The sequence below is a fragment of the Fibrobacter sp. genome (assembly GCA_017503015.1).
Classification (GTDB): Bacteria; Fibrobacterota; Fibrobacteria; order Fibrobacterales; family Fibrobacteraceae; genus Fibrobacter.
In genome coordinates, this window is sequence record JAFVTX010000028.1 from 40,404 (window position 1) to 59,844 (window position 19,441).

Annotated in this window: 21 protein-coding genes; 11 read left to right on the forward strand and 10 right to left on the reverse strand. The window is 51.5% G+C overall.

Going from position 1 to position 19,441, the window contains the following annotated elements:
* Window positions 1-11: 11 nt before the first annotated feature.
* Window positions 12-2,342: an anaerobic ribonucleoside triphosphate reductase gene (locus tag IKB43_05320; GenBank protein ID MBR2469560.1), complete on the reverse strand. Its 2,331-nt coding sequence runs from the start codon at window positions 2,340-2,342 to the stop codon at window positions 12-14.
* 410 nt (window positions 2,343-2,752) lie between these two features.
* Between IKB43_05320 and IKB43_05325 the strand changes: the two genes are divergently transcribed.
* The 4 genes from IKB43_05325 to IKB43_05340 all read left to right on the forward strand — a co-directional run bounded on the left by IKB43_05325 (window position 2,753) and on the right by IKB43_05340 (window position 5,491).
* A complete protein-coding gene (locus IKB43_05325; protein MBR2469561.1) occupies window positions 2,753-3,004 on the forward strand; it encodes a hypothetical protein in 252 nt (83 codons plus the stop codon).
* Between the two features lie 322 nt (window positions 3,005-3,326).
* A complete protein-coding gene (locus IKB43_05330; GenBank protein ID MBR2469562.1) occupies window positions 3,327-3,728 on the forward strand; it encodes an antibiotic biosynthesis monooxygenase in 402 nt (133 codons plus the stop codon).
* A gap of 4 nt (window positions 3,729-3,732) precedes the next feature.
* Window positions 3,733-4,425 carry a hypothetical protein gene (locus IKB43_05335; GenBank protein MBR2469563.1) on the forward strand — a complete coding sequence of 231 codons (693 nt, stop codon included), beginning with the start codon at window positions 3,733-3,735 and terminating at the stop codon, window positions 4,423-4,425.
* A 28-nt stretch (window positions 4,426-4,453) separates the two neighbouring features.
* Complete coding sequence (locus IKB43_05340; GenBank protein MBR2469564.1) at window positions 4,454-5,491, forward strand: amidohydrolase; 1,038 nt, start codon at window positions 4,454-4,456, stop codon at window positions 5,489-5,491.
* Between the two features lie 3 nt (window positions 5,492-5,494).
* Here IKB43_05340 and IKB43_05345 read toward each other — a convergent pair whose 3' ends face one another.
* Together IKB43_05345 and IKB43_05350 are read right to left on the reverse strand one after the other, a co-directional pair.
* Window positions 5,495-6,298 (reverse strand): LysR family transcriptional regulator, encoded by an 804-nt coding sequence (locus IKB43_05345; protein MBR2469565.1) that lies wholly within the window; start codon window positions 6,296-6,298, stop codon window positions 5,495-5,497.
* 65 nt (window positions 6,299-6,363) lie between these two features.
* Entirely contained in the window at window positions 6,364-7,200 is an 837-nt protein-coding gene (locus IKB43_05350) for an aldo/keto reductase (GenBank protein MBR2469566.1), read from the reverse strand.
* A 371-nt stretch (window positions 7,201-7,571) separates the two neighbouring features.
* On the opposite strand from IKB43_05350, the gene IKB43_05355 reads away from it, so the two are divergent.
* Together IKB43_05355 and IKB43_05360 are read left to right on the forward strand one after the other, a co-directional pair.
* A complete protein-coding gene (locus tag IKB43_05355) occupies window positions 7,572-7,850 on the forward strand; it encodes a nucleotidyltransferase domain-containing protein (protein ID MBR2469567.1) in 279 nt (92 codons plus the stop codon).
* The gene (locus IKB43_05360; GenBank protein ID MBR2469568.1) at window positions 7,840-8,280 is read left to right on the forward strand and encodes a DUF86 domain-containing protein; all 441 of its coding nucleotides are present in this window, start codon (window positions 7,840-7,842) and stop codon (window positions 8,278-8,280) included. Before IKB43_05355 ends, IKB43_05360 begins: the two co-directional genes overlap by 11 nt.
* A gap of 46 nt (window positions 8,281-8,326) precedes the next feature.
* Here IKB43_05360 and IKB43_05365 read toward each other — a convergent pair whose 3' ends face one another.
* Complete coding sequence (locus tag IKB43_05365; GenBank protein MBR2469569.1) at window positions 8,327-8,902, reverse strand: TetR family transcriptional regulator; 576 nt, start codon at window positions 8,900-8,902, stop codon at window positions 8,327-8,329.
* Between the two features lie 398 nt (window positions 8,903-9,300).
* Here IKB43_05365 and IKB43_05370 point away from each other — a divergent pair, with 398 nt between their 5' ends.
* The 4 genes from IKB43_05370 to IKB43_05385 all read left to right on the forward strand — a co-directional run bounded on the left by IKB43_05370 (window position 9,301) and on the right by IKB43_05385 (window position 11,794).
* Complete coding sequence (locus IKB43_05370) at window positions 9,301-9,594, forward strand: acyltransferase (GenBank protein MBR2469570.1); 294 nt, start codon at window positions 9,301-9,303, stop codon at window positions 9,592-9,594.
* Window positions 9,595-9,623: 29 nt separating this feature from the next.
* Window positions 9,624-10,142, forward strand: a complete 519-nt coding sequence (locus tag IKB43_05375) for a nuclear transport factor 2 family protein (GenBank protein MBR2469571.1) — start codon at window positions 9,624-9,626, stop codon at window positions 10,140-10,142.
* A 14-nt stretch (window positions 10,143-10,156) separates the two neighbouring features.
* A complete protein-coding gene (locus IKB43_05380) occupies window positions 10,157-11,089 on the forward strand; it encodes an aldo/keto reductase (GenBank protein ID MBR2469572.1) in 933 nt (310 codons plus the stop codon).
* A 192-nt stretch (window positions 11,090-11,281) separates the two neighbouring features.
* Window positions 11,282-11,794: a flavodoxin gene (locus IKB43_05385; protein MBR2469573.1), complete on the forward strand. Its 513-nt coding sequence runs from the start codon at window positions 11,282-11,284 to the stop codon at window positions 11,792-11,794.
* 38 nt (window positions 11,795-11,832) lie between these two features.
* Here IKB43_05385 and IKB43_05390 read toward each other — a convergent pair whose 3' ends face one another.
* From IKB43_05390 to IKB43_05415, 6 genes are all read right to left on the reverse strand, one after another.
* Window positions 11,833-13,197, reverse strand: a complete 1,365-nt coding sequence (locus tag IKB43_05390) for a histidine kinase (protein ID MBR2469574.1) — start codon at window positions 13,195-13,197, stop codon at window positions 11,833-11,835.
* The gene (locus tag IKB43_05395; protein MBR2469575.1) at window positions 13,194-13,871 is read right to left on the reverse strand and encodes a response regulator transcription factor; all 678 of its coding nucleotides are present in this window, start codon (window positions 13,869-13,871) and stop codon (window positions 13,194-13,196) included. The genes IKB43_05390 and IKB43_05395 overlap by 4 nt, the downstream gene beginning before the upstream one ends.
* A gap of 15 nt (window positions 13,872-13,886) precedes the next feature.
* The gene (locus IKB43_05400; GenBank protein ID MBR2469576.1) at window positions 13,887-16,121 is read right to left on the reverse strand and encodes an inorganic phosphate transporter; all 2,235 of its coding nucleotides are present in this window, start codon (window positions 16,119-16,121) and stop codon (window positions 13,887-13,889) included.
* Between the two features lie 181 nt (window positions 16,122-16,302).
* A complete protein-coding gene (locus IKB43_05405) occupies window positions 16,303-16,956 on the reverse strand; it encodes a flavodoxin family protein (protein ID MBR2469577.1) in 654 nt (217 codons plus the stop codon).
* Window position 16,957: 1 nt separating this feature from the next.
* The gene (locus IKB43_05410) at window positions 16,958-17,833 is read right to left on the reverse strand and encodes a radical SAM protein (GenBank protein MBR2469578.1); all 876 of its coding nucleotides are present in this window, start codon (window positions 17,831-17,833) and stop codon (window positions 16,958-16,960) included.
* Window positions 17,834-17,892: 59 nt separating this feature from the next.
* The gene (locus IKB43_05415; GenBank protein ID MBR2469579.1) at window positions 17,893-18,297 is read right to left on the reverse strand and encodes a helix-turn-helix transcriptional regulator; all 405 of its coding nucleotides are present in this window, start codon (window positions 18,295-18,297) and stop codon (window positions 17,893-17,895) included.
* A gap of 340 nt (window positions 18,298-18,637) precedes the next feature.
* On the opposite strand from IKB43_05415, the gene IKB43_05420 reads away from it, so the two are divergent.
* On the forward strand, window positions 18,638-19,441 hold an 804-nt coding region (locus IKB43_05420), incomplete at its 3' end, for a hypothetical protein (protein ID MBR2469580.1).

Here is a 19,441-nt window from a genome sequence, read left to right on the forward strand (position 1 = left end):
TAAATCTGAATTTATCTAATTCCCTTGAACGCAGGCATACCCGGGTAAAGCTTGCGCAGTTCCTCGATCTTGGCCTCGGAAATGGCGTGACCTTCGCTACGTCCGCAGCGGGGGCAGCAGTCTCCGATAACACCCACGAATCCGCAAACCGGGTCGCGGTCCACCGGGTGGTTGATGCTTCCGTAACCGATGCCGGATTTTGCCATGTGGTGCACGATCTTCTCGAAGGCGTCCAGGTTCTGGCTCGGGTCGCCATCCAGTTCCACGTAGCTGATGTGGCCAGCGTTGGTGAGAGCGTGGTACGGGGCTTCCAGAGAAATCTTCTTGAAAGCCGAAATCTTGTAGTACACCGGCACGTGGAAAGAGTTGGTGTAGTAATCGCGGTCGGTAACGCCCGGGATAATGCCGAACTTCTTCTTGTCCATGCGCACGAAACGACCGGAAAGGCCTTCGGCGGGAGTAGCCAGCAAGCTGAAGTTCAGGCCAAGGCGCTTGGATTCCTTGTCGCAGAATTCACGCATGTGGCCGATAATCTTGAGACCCAGTTCCTGGGAAGCCTCGGATTCGCCGTGATGCTTGCCGGTAAGGGCCACCAGGGTTTCGGCAAGGCCGATGAAACCGATGGAAAGAGTGCCGTGCTTGATGACTTCGCCCACGGTATCCTCCCAGCCCAGCTTTTCGGAATCGATCCACACGCCCTGTCCCATGAGGAAGGGGAAGTTCTTGACCTTGCGACGGCTCTGCACAGCAAAGCGTTCCATGAGCTGGTCACTCACCAGTTGCAGCATGCGGTCCAGTTCCTTGAAGAACAGGTCCACGGACTTCATCTTGATGGCGATGCGGGGCAGGTTGATAGAGGTGAAGCTCAGGTTACCACGGCCGAAACTGATTTCGCGGGTCGGGTCGTAGTTGTTGCCGATCACGCGGGTACGGCAACCCATGTAAGAGATTTCCGTTTCGGGGTGGCCCGGCTTGTAGTACTGCAGGTTGTACGGAGCATCCTGGAAGCTGAAGTTGGGGAACAGGCGCTTCGCGCTCACCTTGCAGGCCAGCTTGAACAGGTCGTAGTTGGGGTCGCCAGGATTCAGGCTGATGCCTTCCTTGACACGGAAAATCTGGATGGGGAAAATGGCCGTCTCGCCGCCGCCCAGGCCCTCGTCGGTGGTGAGCAGCAGGTTACGCATGACCATGCGGGCTTCGGGCTCGGTGCACATGCCGTAGTTGATGCTAGAGAACGGCGTCTGGGCGCCGGCGCGGCTGTGCATGGAGTTCAGGTTGTGCACGAAAGCTTCCATGGCCTGGAAGGTGGTCTTGTCCGTTTCTTCGTAGGCCTGCTTCTCGGCGAACTTCTGGGCCTTCATCACGATTTCGGTGTCATAGACCTTGGAAAGCTCGCGGGCTTCGGCTTCCACAAACTTCTCGTTGGGCACGAGGGTCGCCACCATGCCCATCTCGGCCATTTCGGAGTGGAGCTTCTTGACCACCGGAAGGATTTCCTCTTCTTCCTTGCCGGTAAAGAGAATCAGGGCCTTCACCAGGTTGGAGAGGTAGGCCTTGCGGTAAGTAATGCGCACGCCATCGGCCATGGCGTAGTCGAAGTTGGGAATGGACTGGCCACCGTGCTGGTCGTTCTGGTTACTTTGTATGGCAATGGCGGCAAGAGCCGCGTAGCTGCGGATATCCTTGGGTTCGCGCAGGTGGCCGTGACCGGTGTTGAAGCCGCCCTTGAACAGTTTCTTCAGGTCGATCTGGCAGCAGGTCATGGTGAGGGAGTAGAAGTCCAAATCGTGGATGTGGATATCGCCCTCGGAGTGTGCGCGGCTGTGCTCGGGCTTGAGCATCATCATGGTGTAGAAATGCTTGGCCGATTCGGAGCCGTACTTGAGCATGGTGCCCATGGCGGTGTCGCCGTCGATGTTCGCGTTTTCGCGCTTGAGGTCGGATTCCTTGGCGGAACTGAAAGTAATGTCGCGGAGCGTGTGCATGAGGCGGGTGTTCACTTCGCGGATGCGGGTACGCTCGGCACGGTACAGGATGTAGCTCTTGGCGGTATCGGCAAAACCGCCCTCGGTCAGGGCCTTTTCAACGGCGTCCTGGATTTCCTCGATTTCGGGCTTTACCTTGCCCTCGGCTTCCAAGAGGCCAACGGCGCTTGCCGCCACCTGGAGGGCCGTGCTGGAGAGCACGTCGTCGTTTCCCAACAAATTCAGCTGGTCCTGGGAGGCCTTGATCTGTTCGTCCAATTCACCAGAGGCGCGGAAAGCCTTCTCGATAGCGGCAGAAATCTTCTCGATGTTAAACGGCATCTCGCGGCCGTCGCGCTTTTTCACTGTAACAATCATTACTTTTACCTTTTTTTCATCAAAATGGGTCAGCGGTCAAATAATAACAAAAAACACCATATCTTGTGCTTTTCAATTCAAGACCACCACAACATGTGGTGATTTTGAGGTCGGACCACCACCAGAGGTCGGGGGAATTTTCGTCCAACTCCTTAATACACAAATATTTAAGGAAAACAGAAAAAAGTAAGATTGTGGAAAGCTACCGGGAAGATTACGCCCCTTTGTGGCCATATATAACAGAAAAAAGGCAGAAACGGCGAATGTCCGGGAAAAAAGTAGATTTAATCAAAAATATATATCGTTTCAATCAAAACTATTCATTTGACAATATTGAATACGGGGCTTAAATTATAAATGTAACAAGCAAGCGTTCCGGCAAGCGGTACCGCCCGCCCCGAGGAGGAATTATGAAAAAGGAAGCGGTAGTCTCCGGAGAAACGGCACTCTTTGGCGCCAAAACCGACGACCAGGAAGTCCGGGAAAAAGTGGGCAAGCTCCTCTTTACGGACCACGGCTGGACCCAGGTCAAGGGTAACGGCAGCGTAATGCTGGTGGACAAGTACGTGGATCTGCAATCCGACACCAGCGTGGACGCCTACGTGAACACCATCGACAAGGCCATGGCCGAATTCAAGAAGGCCGCGAAGAAAAAAATGTAATTGAGCGGGCATCACTTTGATACTCGACGCACTCCTCTACGATAGTGAATCACGCTTCTGCACCTTCAAGGGCATCAGATTCATGTGTCCGAAATGATTTTAAAAACGACATATACTGATAATGCCATCCCGTACTCTTTTTGAAAAAAAACTAAAATACAATGAATTATGCTGAAAAATATCAACTTTTTTTTCCGATACCTACTTAAGACAAAACGCCTTCTTCACTATGCGTTTCACGCATACTGGGCATGAAAATTAAGCATTTTGCGCATGCTCCGAAAAAATTTATATTATATGCGAAACATTTCGGAGTGGCAAAATGAAACTCAAGTTTTTAACGTTATTTTCAATCCTTGCGCTCGCTGCGAGCGTGTTTGCGGAGAGTGCCATGAACAACATTACGGTAAACCTGCGCTATACGGGTAAGAACGGGGCGGCAAAGAAGTTCGCCGAAGAGATGGTCTCTAGCGGGACGGTGGCGAAAATCCGTGCCGAGAAGGGCAACATCCGCTATGAATATTTCCAGTCGCTGGACGATCCCGAAACCATCTTGCTGATTGACGCGTGGGAAAGCCAGGCCGCCATCGATGTGCACCACGCTTCGCCTATGATGAAGACGATTGCGAAACTCCGCGACAAGTACGACTTGAAAATGACTGTCGAACGCTACACGCCCGACAACACCATGCCCAAGACCGACGAAAAGTTCATCAGGAAGTAGCCCTATGAAATCGCCCGCGTTGTTTTCGACATTGCTACTGGCTTTGTTTTTGAGCCTCTTTGCTGCGTGTTCCGACGACAGCTCGTCCTCGCCGACAGATGCCGGGGAAGCTGTCGAATCCAGCGTCTCGCAAGACGGCAAAAACTCCGCGACTTCGAGTTCTGCAACTTCAAAGGACGAAACTTCATCCAGTTCCGCGACATCGGCAAATAAATCCCGTGGCAAAACACTCGTGGCTTACTTTTCCAGAACGGGCAACACTAAGCCACTGGCCGAATACACTGCGGAATACCTGGACGCAACATTGTTCGAAATCACCGCAAAAATCCCTTACACCGACGAAGACATCGCCTATTATACGGACTGCCGCGCCGACCGCGAACAGAAAGACGAATCCGCCCGCCCCGAAATCGCGACCGCTGTCGAGAACATGGACGAATACGATACCGTCATCATCGCGCACCCGATATGGCACGGGATTGCACCCCGCATCATAAGCACGTTCCTCGAGGGCTACGACTTTTCCGGCAAGACCTTGCTCACCTTCTGCACGTCGGCTTCAAGCCCGCTGGGCCAAAGCGCCAAACTGCTGCAGGAACTTACGCCCAATTCCACCTGGCTCGAAAGCAAGCGCTTCGCCATCGGCACCAGCCGCGAGGAAATCGAAGAATGGCTGGAAGACGTTCTGCACCCGTAACCCATAGTCGACCATCATCGGGATTGCCATGAATTTTAAGAATTACTTAACTGCAAGCGTTGTTTTGACCGCATTCCTGGCCGCGGCCGCCTTTGCCGGTGGTGCCATCGACGTTCATTCCCACATGATTCCTGCGGATTATTTGGCCAATTTGCAAAAGCATAACGCTCTGCTGGACGAAGGTTTTCCGCTCCCCAAGTGGGACGTGAGCGCCCACCTGAAATGGATGGACGAAGCCCAGGTGCAAACCTCTGTTTTGACGCTGGCTGCCCCGCAGCCCTATTTCGGCGACGCGAACGAAAGTGCCGCCATCATCCGCAAGGTGAACGAGGTCGGTGCATCCCTGAAAAAGCAACACCCTGGCCGGTTCATGTACTGCGCGGCACTCCCGCTGCCCGACGTGAAAAAGTCCATCGTCGAAGCGGCTTACGCCCTCGATACGCTCAAGGCCGACTGCATCAAGCTTGCGACCAACGTAAAGGGTCAGTACCTGGGCGCGCCCGAACTGGACCCCCTGTTTGACTACCTGAACAAAAAGCACTCCGTCGTGATTCTGCACCCGCACAGGCCGGAGCCCGTCAACAAGGACGTAATGAAGCAGACGCCGCTTGCCATGCAGGAATACCTTTCCGAAACCACCCGAGCCGTCACCAACATGATTTCCAGGAACGTGCTGGCCCGCTACCCGAACGTGAAGGTGGTGGTGCCCCATTGCGGTGCATACCTCCCGCTCGCCTTGCCCCGCATGAAGTCGCTGATTCCCGTGATGCAGCAGAACAAGCTCATCGGGAAAATCGACTGGGAAAAGAACCTGGCCTCGCTCTATTACGACCTTGCCGGAGCGCACTCCGCAGAGACCATCCGCATGATGCTCACCATCACCACGCCCGACCACTTGCTTTACGGCTCCGATTACCCCTACGTGGCGCCCAAGGTGCTTACTGCGAGCATAGAACGGCTCAAGGCCTACCTGAAAAAAGAGGCTGACCTTGCGCCCTATTACGACATGATTCTTGAAGGCAACGCCCGCGCGCTGTTTGTCGATAAGGCATCCAGCGGGAAATAGATTCTACGCCAACGTCACCTTGAAAAATTCCACGTTCATTTCGCGGTCGGCGAGCGGCACAATCTTGCGGTCCTTGGGAATTTCGTAATCGAACTGGTGGTCCGAAACGAAGGTCAACAGCGATGACTGTTCGATGAGCTTTGAAATGCCCTTCACGCTGTCGTGCTTGATGAAGGTGACATCGGGAATCTTCTTGCGCTTGACCTGCTCCCAGAACCCTACGTTGCTGCGCTGGATGATGGTTTCGCCCTTGAGTTCCCGGAGCCTGATGGACTTGCGCTTGGCGAGCGGGTGTTTTTTCGGGAGTGCAATCGAGAGCCGCTCCTGCATATACTTTTCGGCGCGGTATTTCTTTGCGCGTGGGGCCCTGAGCGTGATGCCGATATCCGCCGAGCCCTCGTTCAGCGCCTTCAGAACGCCCGCCTCGTTGTCGATAATTTCGTAAGTGACCTGCGCACCGGGGTATTTTTCCTGCAGTTCCTGCACCATCCGCATGGCGGGGAGGATGGCCACCGACGCGATGGAAAACGTGCGCGTGCCTGCCCCCTGCGGACTCACCTTTTCCATCATCTCGCCTTGCAAATCCATGATGCGCTTCGCGTATTCGGCAACCGTGCGTCCCTTCTCGTTCAGCTCGATGCGGTTCTTTTTGCGCTCAAAGAGAGGTGCGCCTATTTCGACTTCCAGCTTCTTGAACGCGCGGCTCACCGCCGGCTGCGAAGTGTAGAGCTTGTCCGCTACGGTAGAAAGCGTCCCGTATTCCAGGAACCCGGCCAGCAATCGCAAGATGTAAGTCTCGACAAACATAAAAAGCCCCTTTTGGGGAGAATATAATAATTCTGCTATGCGTCAAGCGAATAGTGGGGCTATTTTCACCAGTTTTCGTAGCGGTGTCCCGTATCGAGGGCGGCGATTTGCTTCATTTCGTCGTCTGTCAACTCGAAATCGAAAATCGAGATGTTCTCTGCGATGTGGTCGGGGTTCTTGGAGCCCGGAATGGCAATGTAGCCCGATTGCACATGCCAGCGCAACACCACCTGTGCGGCCGATTTCCCGTGAGCCTTCGCTATCATTGCGACAACTTTGTTCCCCAAGACGTCTTCGGTGTGGCCGCGCCCGCCCAGCGGGTAATAAGATTCCACCACAGCGCCGTAGCGCTTTGCGTATTCCTTGAATTCCGTGTTCTGGTAAAACACATGGTTTTCGTTTTGCACCACGGCAGGCTTGATTTCGAAATCGGCAAAAAAGCGCTTCGCCGTCTTTTCGGTGTAGTAGTTCGAAATGCCGATGGAACGAATTTTCTTCGCCTTCACCGCACGTTCCATAGCCTTGTAAACCGCCTTGTCCTCGGCGTCGCTCCCGTGCTGGTGCAACAGCATCAAATCAATATATTCGAGCCCCAGTTTTTCAAGAGAGTCGTCGATGTCTTCGTCCAGGGAACTGCTCCACGGCACAAGTTTCGACGTCACGAACAAATCTTCGCGCTTCACGAGCCCATCGTCAATCGCCCGGCGGATTCCCCTACCCACGGCTTCTTCGTTGTCGTAGTATTTCGCCGTATCAATCAATCGATACCCGTTCTTGATGGCGACATAGACTGCGTCTTCAGCCACCTTGCCGCGCAAAGTCCAAGTGCCAAGCCCGAGAACCGGCATATCGAAACCCGAATTCAACTTGACCGTTGGGGCCGCCCCTTTGCTGTTCTGCACGCTTGAATCTCCTTTGTTCGAAACCTTCGGCACCGCCTGCGACGCCGCATCGCTCGAACACGCCATGAACAGGAAAACGAACAAGAAACTGAACCACCTCATGTCCTAAAAATAACCAAATCCCGCCATAAATCAAAATACTTATTTCGCATAAAAGATATGCTTTGAAGGCATAGGCGGGGGAAGCTTCCCCCTCGCTCACCTTCGTTGGCTCAGGGACCAAGCCGGGGAACGCCCATAAGACATTGGTTACGGTGGTAATTTTTTCTCTGTAGATTCGCAAACATTACTGAAATCAGTCCTAAGTCACACTAGTCTTGTTGCACAAACGGACAGAAAAATGTATATTGGAAATGTAATAGGGGAAAGCTATGGTGTTCGCCGAAAACATATTACGGATATTCCGTGAAAACAAACTTCTTGCGAAGTATCGCCTGAAGGATGTCTTTGTTTTCGGTTCGTCTGTTCGAACAGCAACTCCCAACGACATCGACCTGCTAGTCCGTGATTTCCAGGACTACAATGACCTGCTGTCCTTGCGAAAGGAACTTTCCGAAAAAACTGGCAAGTCCGTGGATGTCGTCATAGAGAAGTTCGCAAACCCCATTATCCTGTATCGAGCAAGCAAGGAGTCCATCCGTGTCGAATGACCCCAAGAACGACCTTTTCCACTTATTGGGAATGCTCGAATCCCTGTTGAAAATTCAAAAATATACACGGGATATTCATTCCACTGAAGAACTTCTTGAGAAAGAAGATCAGATGGTATTCAATGCGTGTCTGACCTTGCTAGCAAACATAGGCGAATCCATCAACAAGCTCTCGGACGATGCCAAAGCGGGAATCGCAAGCGAAAACATTCAGGCAATTCGCGGTATGCGCAACAGGATTGTTCACGATTATGCAGGACTCGACTCGTTTGTTGTTTACAACACTATAAAGAACGATCTTGATCCGCTAAAGGAAACCTTTATCAAAATCATTCGGGAAGGTCTAGCAAACAAGTCCTTTGACGAAGGTGAATTTGAAGCAGCGAAAAGCGCCGGTTTTTACAAGTTCATTGATTTCAGTGTAATTTAAGAGCTGTCGTACCGACCTGGCCCTTGACTGGGGAACGCCCAGCTTTTTACTCCCTGTTCGCGAATGCCTTGATGCCGCCTTCCATGAGGGTTGCGGCGAGGTCAATCATTTGCCGGAACGGGATTTTGCGGCCGTCTTGCACCCACTGGCGGTAGAGCGCGAGCGTGGTGTTGTTGAATGCCCGTATGATATTCTGGATGCAGACTTGCTTGGTGTGGAGTCGCATCGTTTTGGAATGGGTGTGGGCCATGACCCGGCGCTGCATGGGTTCGCGCACGTAGTCCAGACGGCTGTCGCAGGTGATTTTCTTGAAGAACTCGTCCTGCGATTCCATGAACTCGAAAAAAGAGCGCACGATTTCTTTCTGGTTGTCGAGGTAGTTGTAGTCCTTCACGAGCTCAATATAGCGCTCCATGTAGCCCGCCTGGATTTCGCGGAGCACGTCGTCGGTGCTTTCGTAGTGCAGGTAGAACGTGTTGCGGTTGATCATGGCGCGGTCGGCGAGCGCCTTGACGGTAATCTTTTCGTAGGGCATTTCGCAGACCATCTGCTTGAACGCCGTGTAGATGGATTCCTTGGTGCGCCTGATGCGCAAGTCTTCTTTGTGGGCGGCTGGTTTCATGCCGTTAAATATACAAAATAATTTGCACTTTTTAAACATCTGTCGCTTATTTTGCACTAGCCCATAACTTGCCATTTGAATTCGGGTCAAAACAACCTATAATTCATGTGTAAACAACAAAAATGCGCAAACAAGGAGCACTTATGGACTGCAAAGAAGAAATCGTTGATTCCCGAATCCCGGACCCCGAGGCCTTTGAAATCGGCTCGAAGAACGCCAAGATCCTGTTCAAGCTGAACCACACCATGCCCATGACCGAGGAATACGGCAAGGTGGTCAAGGAACTGTTCGGCGACAATATCGGCGAAGGGACGATGCTCACGGCTCCGCTTCAGGGTGTGTGCTTTGAGCGCGTGAAAATCGGGAAGAACGTGTATATCGGCAGCAACTTGCTCCTGATGGCCCGCGGCGGCATCACCATCGAGGACGGTGCTTGGATTGCGGCCAATGTGCAGTTGCTTTCGAACAACCACGACCTTTACGATCGTGCGGTTTTGCAGTGCAAGCCCGTGCTTATCAAGGAAGACGCGTGGCTTGGTGCGGGTGTTTCCGTGTTGCCCGGCGTGTGCATCGGTAAGCATGCCGTGGTGGGCGCGGGTTCCGTGGTCACGAAGGACATTCCCGACTACGCCGTTGCCGTGGGCAGCCCGGCCAAGGTGGTGCGCATGCTCAATCCGGAAAAATTCGCATAACCGCGGCACTTGCCACAAGGAGAACCAAAATGAAAAAACTCGTTACACTTTTAACTGTCGCTGCGGCCCTTTTGTTTTCTGCTTGCGACTGCAACAAGGAGGCACAAATGAAAATGGAAGAACTTATGGAAAAGCAGGCGTTGAAGGAACTGGTGGACACCTTCTCGAATCTGGCCGACATGCGTGACACCAAGACCCAGAGCATGCTTTTTACCGAAGATGCCACCATGACTTCCATCGTGGGCGGAAAAGCCTCTACGCTCAAGGGGCGTGACGAAATCGAGAAAGCCTGCGCCAAGTTCCTCTCGTTGTTCGATACGGTTTACCATTCCAACGGCCAGCAGGTAGTGACCATCGACGGTGACCGCGCCAAGGGAGTGTCTTATTGCACCGTGATGCTCATCGGGAAAAACGCGGAGGGCGTGCGCACGCAAAATTTACAGGGCGTTCGTTATGAGGACGAATACCAAAAGATTGACGGCAAGTGGTATATCGCAAAACGCACTTCCCATTTTGAATGGTCCGATGTGCGCCCGGCGGGAAATTAATAAGGAGAACCAAAATGAACAAGACTGTTGCTATGATGCTTTCGACGGCGGTGCTCGCTGCTGCGGCGGGGACTGCCACCCCGAAGGTGAAACCAGTCACCATCCCGTTGAACGACGGGCGTGCCATTCCGCAGTTCGGGCTCGGCACTTACAATTCTTCGCTGGCCGAGGCGAAGGACGCCCTGGCGGTGGCGCTCAAGCTCGGCTACAGGCACGTGGATACGGCTCACGCCTACCGCAACGAGCGTGGCGTCGGCGCTGCCGTGAAGGAGTCGGGAATTCCCCGCGAAGAAATCTGGATTACCTCCAAGCTCTGGCCCACGGATTACGATCACGGCAATGCGGCTGAATCTATCGACAAGATGCTGGAGCGTCTGGGCGTGGACTACATCGACCTGGTTTACCTGCACCAGCCTGTGGGCGACTACATGGCGGGCTGGCGCGGCCTCGAAGAGGCGGTGAAGCAGGGCAAGATCAAGTCCATCGGGATTTCGAACTTCGACATGGACGAGCGTGCATTCGACGAAATCATCGCGAAGGCGAAAATCAGGCCCGCCATCGTGCAGATTGAACTGCACCCGTATGCGCAGCGCAAGGCCTTCCGCGAAAAGTGCAAAAAGCTCGGCATCGCGGTGGAAGGCTGGTTCCCGCTGGGCGGCACCGGCGGCAACGCGACCCTCTTTGGCGACAAGACCATCAAGGAACTGGCGGCAAAATACAAGAAGTCGCCCGCGCAGATTATCCTCCGCTGGCACGTGCAGGAAGGCTTTTCCACGATTCCCGGCGCCCGCAACCCGGATTACATCAAGGAAAACATCGAGGTCTATAACTTCAAGCTTTCCGAAGACGACATGAAAAGGATTCGCGGCCTCGACAAGGAAAAGCGCTTCTTTACCTCGACCCTTGCCGAAATCCAGCATTTCAAGGACTGGAACCCCGGCGACTAAGGGCCGTCATTGCCGCCGACCGTTTGTTCACTATGCGCTACACGCATAGTGGGCATAAAAATTACGCATTACGCGGCCGTCCTGAAATTATTTATATTAAAGGCAACCGGTTCAAAAGAATTTTTAACGAAAAAGGCGGATCCCATGAAAAAAATCACCTTGATTCTTTTATCACTTCTTCTAGGAGTCTCTATGGCAGCAGAAAAGAAAATCCTCGTCGTTTACTATTCCCGTGCCGATGAAAACTACACCGTCGGGAACATTTCCAAGGGCAATACCGAAATCATTGCCGAGATGATTGCGAAAAAGACAGGCGGCACGCTCTTGCATGTGGAGCCCGCGAAGGAATACCCCAGGGTCTACGACGACTGCATCAACGTGGCCAAGAAGGAACTTGCGCAGGACGCGCGACCGGCCATCAAGCCGGTGAACGTGAACCCCGAAGAATTCGACGAAATCTACGTCGGTTACCCGGTGTGGTGGGGCGAGATGCCTATGCCCATGTTCACCTTCTTCGAGAAGTATAACCTGAAGGGCAAGACGATCCACCCGTTCGTGACTCACGAAGGCAGCGGCCTTTCGGGTGTGCAGCGCCTCAAGAAGGTGACCGGCGCGAACGTGACTCCCGGCCTCGCCATCTACGGACACGTGGCCCAGAACGAACGCGACAAGGCCCAGAAAGAAGTCGACAAGTGGGTGAAGTAGGCTTGCACCTTACCGGCGGAACGTCATCAGAGAAATTTCTAGCAGAAGGTCACGGTGATTTCCGTGCCTACGCCTATGGCGGATTGTAACGAAATCTCTGCATGGTGCACTTCGGCGATATGCTTAACAATGGCAAGGCCCAATCCCGTGCCGCCTGTAGCCTTGGAGCGACTCTTGTCCACACGGTAAAACCGTTCAAAAATACGTGGCTGGTTTTCTTCGGGAATGCCAATCCCTGTATCCTTCACAGCAATGGATTTTTGTTGCACTAGAATACACACGGAACCGCCCGTTTCTGTATAGCGAATGGAATTGTCGACCAAGTTGTAAAGCATCTCGAATAGGAGCCGACGATTGCCGTAAACCTCTGCGTTTTTACACCCTTCCAACGCCACACGAACACCCTTCTTTTCGGCGTTGAAGGAGAGCTCGTCAATACAGTTTGAAGCCAGTGTCCACAAATTCACGGATTCGTCCAGTCCAATCACAGATTCTCCCGAGGAGTCAAGTTTGGAAAGGGTCATAATATCGTTGGCGATAGAAAGGAGACGGCCTGCTTCTTTGTGGATTTTTCCAGCAAAGCGTTTTACGTCTTCGGGTTTCGCCATACCATTTTCGATGAGTTCCGCATATCCAGAAATGGATGTCAATGGCGTTTTGAGTTCATGGGAGGCGTTAGCCGTAAACTCATCTCGCATCTTGGCCGTTTTCTTTTTTTCTTCAGAAAGTTGTTCAATGGTGAGTTGAAGTTCCCGATTCTGCTTACGGATAGTTTTGACTAGTGGTGCAATTTCTTTGTATATCCCTTCGTCATCCATAAGTTCTGGCTGTCCCAAGTTTTCAGCCAATTTCTGCACCGGTCGCACAAAAGCGCGGCTCAAGCCAAAAGCAATCAGAACAGCCACAACAACAATACCTGTCAACAGCGCTAATAGGTAAGGCATGGTCTTAGATACGGATTCGTGAAGACTCGCTTGACGACGACTTAAACGCAGAATTTTGCCGTCTGACAGTCGTTCTGCAAAATAGAACACTTGGGCATTCAAAGTCACTGAATAGCGGAGGTTTTCACCGATTCCTTTGGAATTTGCGTCCATGATTTCGGGACGACTCTTATGATTTTCCATTTTGCCTGCTTTCGCATCACTTTCGTAGAGGACCTTTCCGTCCCGGTCCACCAGAGTTACGCGCAAACGTTTGCTGGCAATGGAATCCAGATTTTTTCGGAAGTTCTCAGAAGGAATCTGTCCATAGAAATTTTTGATAAGGGAGGCTGTTTCCCTCAAATCTCGCTTCTGCTGTTCGGACATTTCATTTTCAAAAACGCGAGCCGTAAAATACACTGCAAAGAGAGCGGCGAGAACTCCGACATAAATCAAGCTGAAACGGAGACTGTTTTTCATTGAACTTTGTACCCCACGTTTCGCACGGTCTGTATGATAGAGCCTTGTACCCCTAACTTCTGCCGAAGCGTTTTTATGTGCATATCCACGGTGCGTGTATCCATATCAAAATCCACCCCCCAAATCTTTTCTAGAATCTGTTGCCTAGAGAAAACAGTTCCCGGTCGGGACATCAGGAGTTTCAAAAGTTCATATTCCTTAAAAGTGAGTTCTACAGCGATTCCGCCAACAGTTACCGAACGACGCTGGTCATCGAGTGTCACTCCTCCTAGAGCCAAGTTCAACACCTCCGCATTTTCGGATGAGCTTCGTTCAGAACGGCGTAGCACGGCTCGCACACGTGAAATGAATTCTAGAACGCCAAATGGTTTTGCTATGTAGTCGTCCGCTCCCAAGTCAAGTCCCTTCACTTTGTCAAGTTCAGTTCCTTTCGCCGTAAGCATGATGACGGGGATGTCCTTTGTGTTTTCTTGCACTCGCAAGCGTTTGAGAATGTTTAAACCATCTTCGCCAGGGAGCATAATATCCAAAATAAACAAGTCTGGCACCCTAGTCTTAACTTGTTCGTCCATAACTTTACCGCATTCGAAAGCCATCACGTCAAAACCGCTGCTTTTTAAAGCATAAGTTTCCATTTCCCGAACTTCGATATCGTCTTCCACAATATAAATCATAGGACCACACACAAATTATTGTTTTACAGTTAGGAATTTCCTGCTGGCTTTGGCTACAGAACTGATCGCATCCAACAATGCCCAGGACTCATAAAGAATAGTTAAATAAAGGATCTCCGCGCGGATGTTTTCGGAAACCCCCTTCATCATTTCCGCTTTACGCTCGTCAAATATCCTCGCCCCTTCTTCCCGCAATTGTTCGCGGACCTCGCTATAGTTCCTGAAATCCATGGTTTCTATCATCGAGGCCGTCTTTTCAATCCGTATCTTCACGCGGGATGCCGTACGCAAAAGCTCTTTTCTTTTTTCGTAGTCCAAGGGACTGAAAGCGTTATCCACGTGGTTCTTGCATGGCGAAGAAATCTGTTCCAGACTAAACAATGCATCTCCCATAAAATCATTTGCCTGGTACAAAAAGAAATTCTTTACCACCATATCCTCCTGGGCAAGTCTTTCCGTACATAAGGTTCCATGGCGACGGTTCCTCTGAATATGTTTTTTTAGAATTTTAATTTGTTTGTTCACGGAGCGTAGTTTTCCCAAGTTTTCTCGCAAAAGTCCCACAATTATCTTTTCGTAGCAGTCAGCGCACCAACGGAGTATTTCGCTCCACTCACCACGACTGTATTCCTGTATAAGGGGGTATACCTTTGTCTCGGGGGGAGCCGTCAGGATGTTATCAAACAATTCCTCCGCCTTACCCTTCTTGTTTTCTCGGTATTTCAGGTTCGAACGAATCAATACGAAAATGACCACGGCAAAAAGACTGAATATGGCAGGGAAACCGCCAAAGTAAAGCACAGTCGCCACAGCAGAAGCACTGGCAAATGCGGCGAAGGCCGTAAGGAACCATCCGCCAATTACCGAGAGTACCCCTGTAATGCGGTATACGGCCGTTTCACGGTTCCATGCCTTGTCGGCAAGACTAGTGCCCATAGCCACCATGAATGTCACGTAGGTCGTAGAAAGGGGGAGTTTCAGGGACGTGCCCAATGCAATGAGGGAGCTTGCAAGCATTAGGTTTACGCAAGCCCGCAATAAATCAAAGGCGGCGCCATCCTCTTCCAGAATCATTTCCTTGGTATTAAAGCGGGTGTTAATTTTATCCGAAATTTTCCTTGGAATAAATTCTGTTACAAATTTTACGACACCATTAGAACTGCGAACTAAGGCGCGAGCGACCGAATTTGTACCAAAGATTTCTTCAGAAGAATTTTGGGCCGCGAGGGATACGGAAGTCTTCACCACATTCCGGGCCTTCTTGGAAAACACAAGGGAAAATACCATGGTAAGCCCAGCAGCCATCAGCAAGTACCACTGTCCTGGTTCCGACTCCAGCAAGAAGGACATATTGAAATCCTGAGGGTTGCCCCCAGCAGCCATCAAGTGCTGCACCGAAGAAAGACTGGTGAGGGGCACACCCACAAAATTTACAAGGTCGTTTCCGGCAAAGGCTAGGGCCAGAGAAAAAGTCCCAAAAGCAATGATTACCTTGAGCACGTTTACTTTTACTGCATGGAGCAGGTGACAAAGGATGAAAAACGCGACGAACATGCCTGCCACAAGAACGGTCTCATTTTCCGCGAGAAACGCCTTGTAGCCCGGCCCCACGAAACTCATATTTTTGAGGCCCTTGATAAGGATAAAATAAAATATGGACGTCAGGGAAACGCTTCCAAAAACACCAATAAAGTATCGAATATACTTCTTGTAGCCAAAGGAGAAAACCAGGCGCGTCACATACTGCACCGCAAGGCCAACTACAAAAGCGATGGCCACCGAAAGGAAAATGCCCAAAATCACCGTCAGAGCCTTAGAGGTGTTGATGAGGTTTCCCAGTTCCAGGGTATCGTCAGAAAGAATCTTGATACTGGCGATAGCCACAGAGGCGCCCAAAAGTTCAAAGACCATTGATACCGTAGTTGATGTCGGCATACCGTAGGAATTGAATATGTCAAGGAGGATCACATCGGTAAACATCACCGCCGCATATACGCACATAAGTTCTGCAAAGGTGTAATACTGGGGCATATAAATACCATGCCGTGCGATATCCATCATGCCACTACTGAATGTGGCGCCACAAAAGACTCCTGCTGCAGCAAAAAACATCAGTGTTTTGTATTTAAAGGCCTTGCTCCCGACAGCAGAACTCAAGAAATTCACGGCATCGTTACTGACACCCACGAACAAGTCCATCAAGGCGAGCAGAAGCAGCATTGCCACAAGGATGATATAAAACGTAGTCATAAAATCTCCTAGGCGACAAACTAAAAAGCCTTGCGACAATACGCAAGGCGATGGAATGAAGTTTTCCAAAGGTTTTATTAGGACTTTACAAAGGCTTTACGCCGCTTTACACAGATTTTACTTTTGGCGGTGTAGTAAGTTATAAAGGCTGAAAAAGAAGTCGACAAGTGGGTGAAGTAGGCTACCCTTCGCAACATAGTCTCTTGCCGAGTTCGTAGGCTTTTTCCAGATCCTTGGGGAATTGCGTTTCCCGTATTTGCGCCTTGTGGGTCTCGTCAATTTGCGCCGCATCGTATTTGGCGTAGTCGTGGAACTGGTAGGTGTCGAAGGAGTAAAGGATTTCGGTCGGGCCGAATATTCCAAGGTTCTTTGCGCCTGCATCCATCAAGATGTCGTAGGCGTTCTCCCTGTAGATTGACATGTCGGGGCAGTTCATGGTGAAAATGGATGCCGAGCGTTTGGGCTTGTTCACCACGGGTTGCATAAAGTTCGAATAGTTTACGGCCGGGAAGACGAGCCTTTCCGTAAAGGCGCGCAGTCCGGCGGTGGGGTACCCGCAATAGACCGGCGAACCGCAAACCAAGATGTCGGCTTCTACGGCCCTTTCGAGAATGGGCTGCAAGCCGTCCTTGAAAGAACATACGCCCTTCCGGCCGCCCTTGACCTTGCAGGCGAAGCAGCTCATGCAGCCTTTGTAAACCAGGTCGCGGTCGTATAGGTTTACCATTTCCACCTCGGCACCTGCGTCTTTCGCACCTTCCATGGCGCGGTTCAGGAGTTTGGCCGTGTTGCCGTTCTTTCGGGGGCTCCCGTTGATAAACATTGCCTTGGTCATATTACAGAGTCCTCTTTTTGTTGCGGATTATGGTCAGCTTGTCCATGTCGAAATGGTCGATGCCGTATTGCAGAGAATCTAGAATTTCTTTTTTGCGGGCAAGGAACGGCCCGCTCAAATTCATGGATGACGTGTGGTGCGTATTGAGTTCGCAATCGCAGGTCAGGCGCTCCAGGAAAAGTTTCAGTTCCTGCATCAGTTCGCGTTCCGTAAGCGGCGTGAATTCCCCGCGGCGGGCTTCTTCCAGGAGCGGCGTCCCGGGGAACAGTGTGAGTCCGCCGGTGCCTACCAGCATGGGCTTCAGCTGGTTGAATATTTCCGCCGTGTGTATGGCGTGGTCTTCGCTGTGCTCGCGGCCCGCCACGCCGTTCAGGAAGGTGACCCAGTACTGGATTCCGGCCTCTTCCAGCTTGTGGCATTGCTCCAGAATATCTTCGGGAGCGTACCCCTTGTTGATGCGTTTCAGCGTCCAGGCGTCGCCGCTTTCTACGCCAAGAGAAATCTCGTTCACGCCGATATCGCGCAAGTTGCGCAACTGCTCCACGGTCTTGTTTTTCAGGTCAGAAACCCGTGTGGCCGTGTACATGTGCTCCAGTTCGGGCAGGTACTTTTTGATGAGTTCCAACCGGGGCATGAGCCTGTCGTAGGTGGGGGCCAGCGGGTTTGCGCTCAGCAGCTGGATGGTCTTTGCGTGAGGGTCGTCGGCACGGAGTTCGCGCAGGTCTTCTTCCAGCAGGTCCATGGGCTGCATGCGGAAGGACACGTCCTTGTACATGGTACAGAACTTGCAACTGTTGTGGGTGCAGCCCTGCGTAATCTGGATGAGGGGCCACGTGGGCCAATAGGGGTTCCTGTAAACGGGTTCGGTAAAATGCATATCTTTTTCCTTTTTTCTTGTCGGTTATAAGATATGCTCTTTTCTGAAATTCCGTATCGTTACTTACCGTTTGGTAAGTGGCCGCCCAGTATGATTCTCCGGTGTTCCATGCCCCATTCTGACATGCGGTAAACGATGATGTAGAGCTTTTTGCCGTGCTCGGTCACGCGGTATTCGACGCGGGGCGGGTAGCCGTAGCATTCGATTTTTTCGAGCAGTTTGTCCTGTTGCATTTGCCGCAGCCGCATGGTCAGGACCTTTTCGCTGAGCCCGTGGATGGAGGCGAGGATATCCTTGAAACGGGTGTTCCCGCAGAGGATTGCCGTGAGAATCTCGACGGTCCACTTGCTGCGCAGGACGTCCATGGTGTCGCCGATGGACATCACCTCGCGGCAGAGGGTCTTGGAATCCTTGACCGTGATTTCGCCTATGATTTTTTCGATGTTGTCTGAACTTTCGGGCATTTCAGTAGAAATATAACACATTTATAAATTCAAGGAGCGGGCGGGGGAAGCCTCCCCCTGATTGCAGCCTTGGCCTGTTGTCACCCTGGAGCGAAGCGATAGGGGATAGGGTCCAGGCCAAGTCTTCCATCACCCCCTCACCTAAGGGCTCCGCCCCTAAAACCCCGCAACCCTTCTCGTCATCCTCGCGACCTGTGGTGAGCGAAGTCGAATCAAGGCGAAGATCCGCTATCATCTTGCCGGATGCTTTGTTACCTAAATTTTACAATGGGGGGGGTATGGACTTTGGCAGGGGCATTACCTATATTTAAAAAGATAAACTATAGACGGGGATGTTTTTATGAGAAAGTCTTTCCAGCGTGTCATTGCTCCAATGTCCCTGAGCTTGCCGAAGGGTCGGCTCATAACCATCTTTATGTTGGCGGCAATCTTTGCCCTTTCCGCCTGCGACGATTCGTCGTCGGCAAGTGATGACAATAAAGAATCATCTGCTGTTGAGTCGTCTTCAAGTGTAAAGAGTTCCTCCGATGATTCGGTTGGTTCAACAATCGTGTCTAGCAATAGTGCAAAAAATGAACAAGGCAACGATTCCACTGAAAAGAACAACTCGTCTAATGGAAAGAGTAGCAGTAGCGGTTCAGACAAAAATAAAGTTGGTGTTTCTAGTAGTTCTACGGTAAATACAACAGAACCAGAGTCAAGTTCTTCAGATGTTGTGGCAGGATCTCGTTGTGAAAAGGAGGGCGATTCCGTATATACGCAATGGGGTACTGCTGACAAGATGTATGTTGTGAAATGTGTGGATGGCAGGTGGAAAGCTGTTCGGTATTTTCGCTTGGATAGTAGCCAAGTAGTTCAAAAGACTCGTGAAGAGAAAGAAGGTCTCGACAGTGTGTTCAACCCCGATGTGGCATATGGCGAATTCAAGGATGAACGCGACGGACATATATACAAGACAATTACTTTTGTTGATGGGGGCAACACGCGGACGATGTTTGCCCAAAACTTGAATTACGGCACGTTTGTGAAATTAGGGGAGGAATCTGATGCAGAGGTGCAGAAGCATTGTTACGATGATGACGAATGGTATTGTGATCACTTTTTTGGCGGACTTTACACGTGGAGTGAAGCCTTTGGTTTGCCA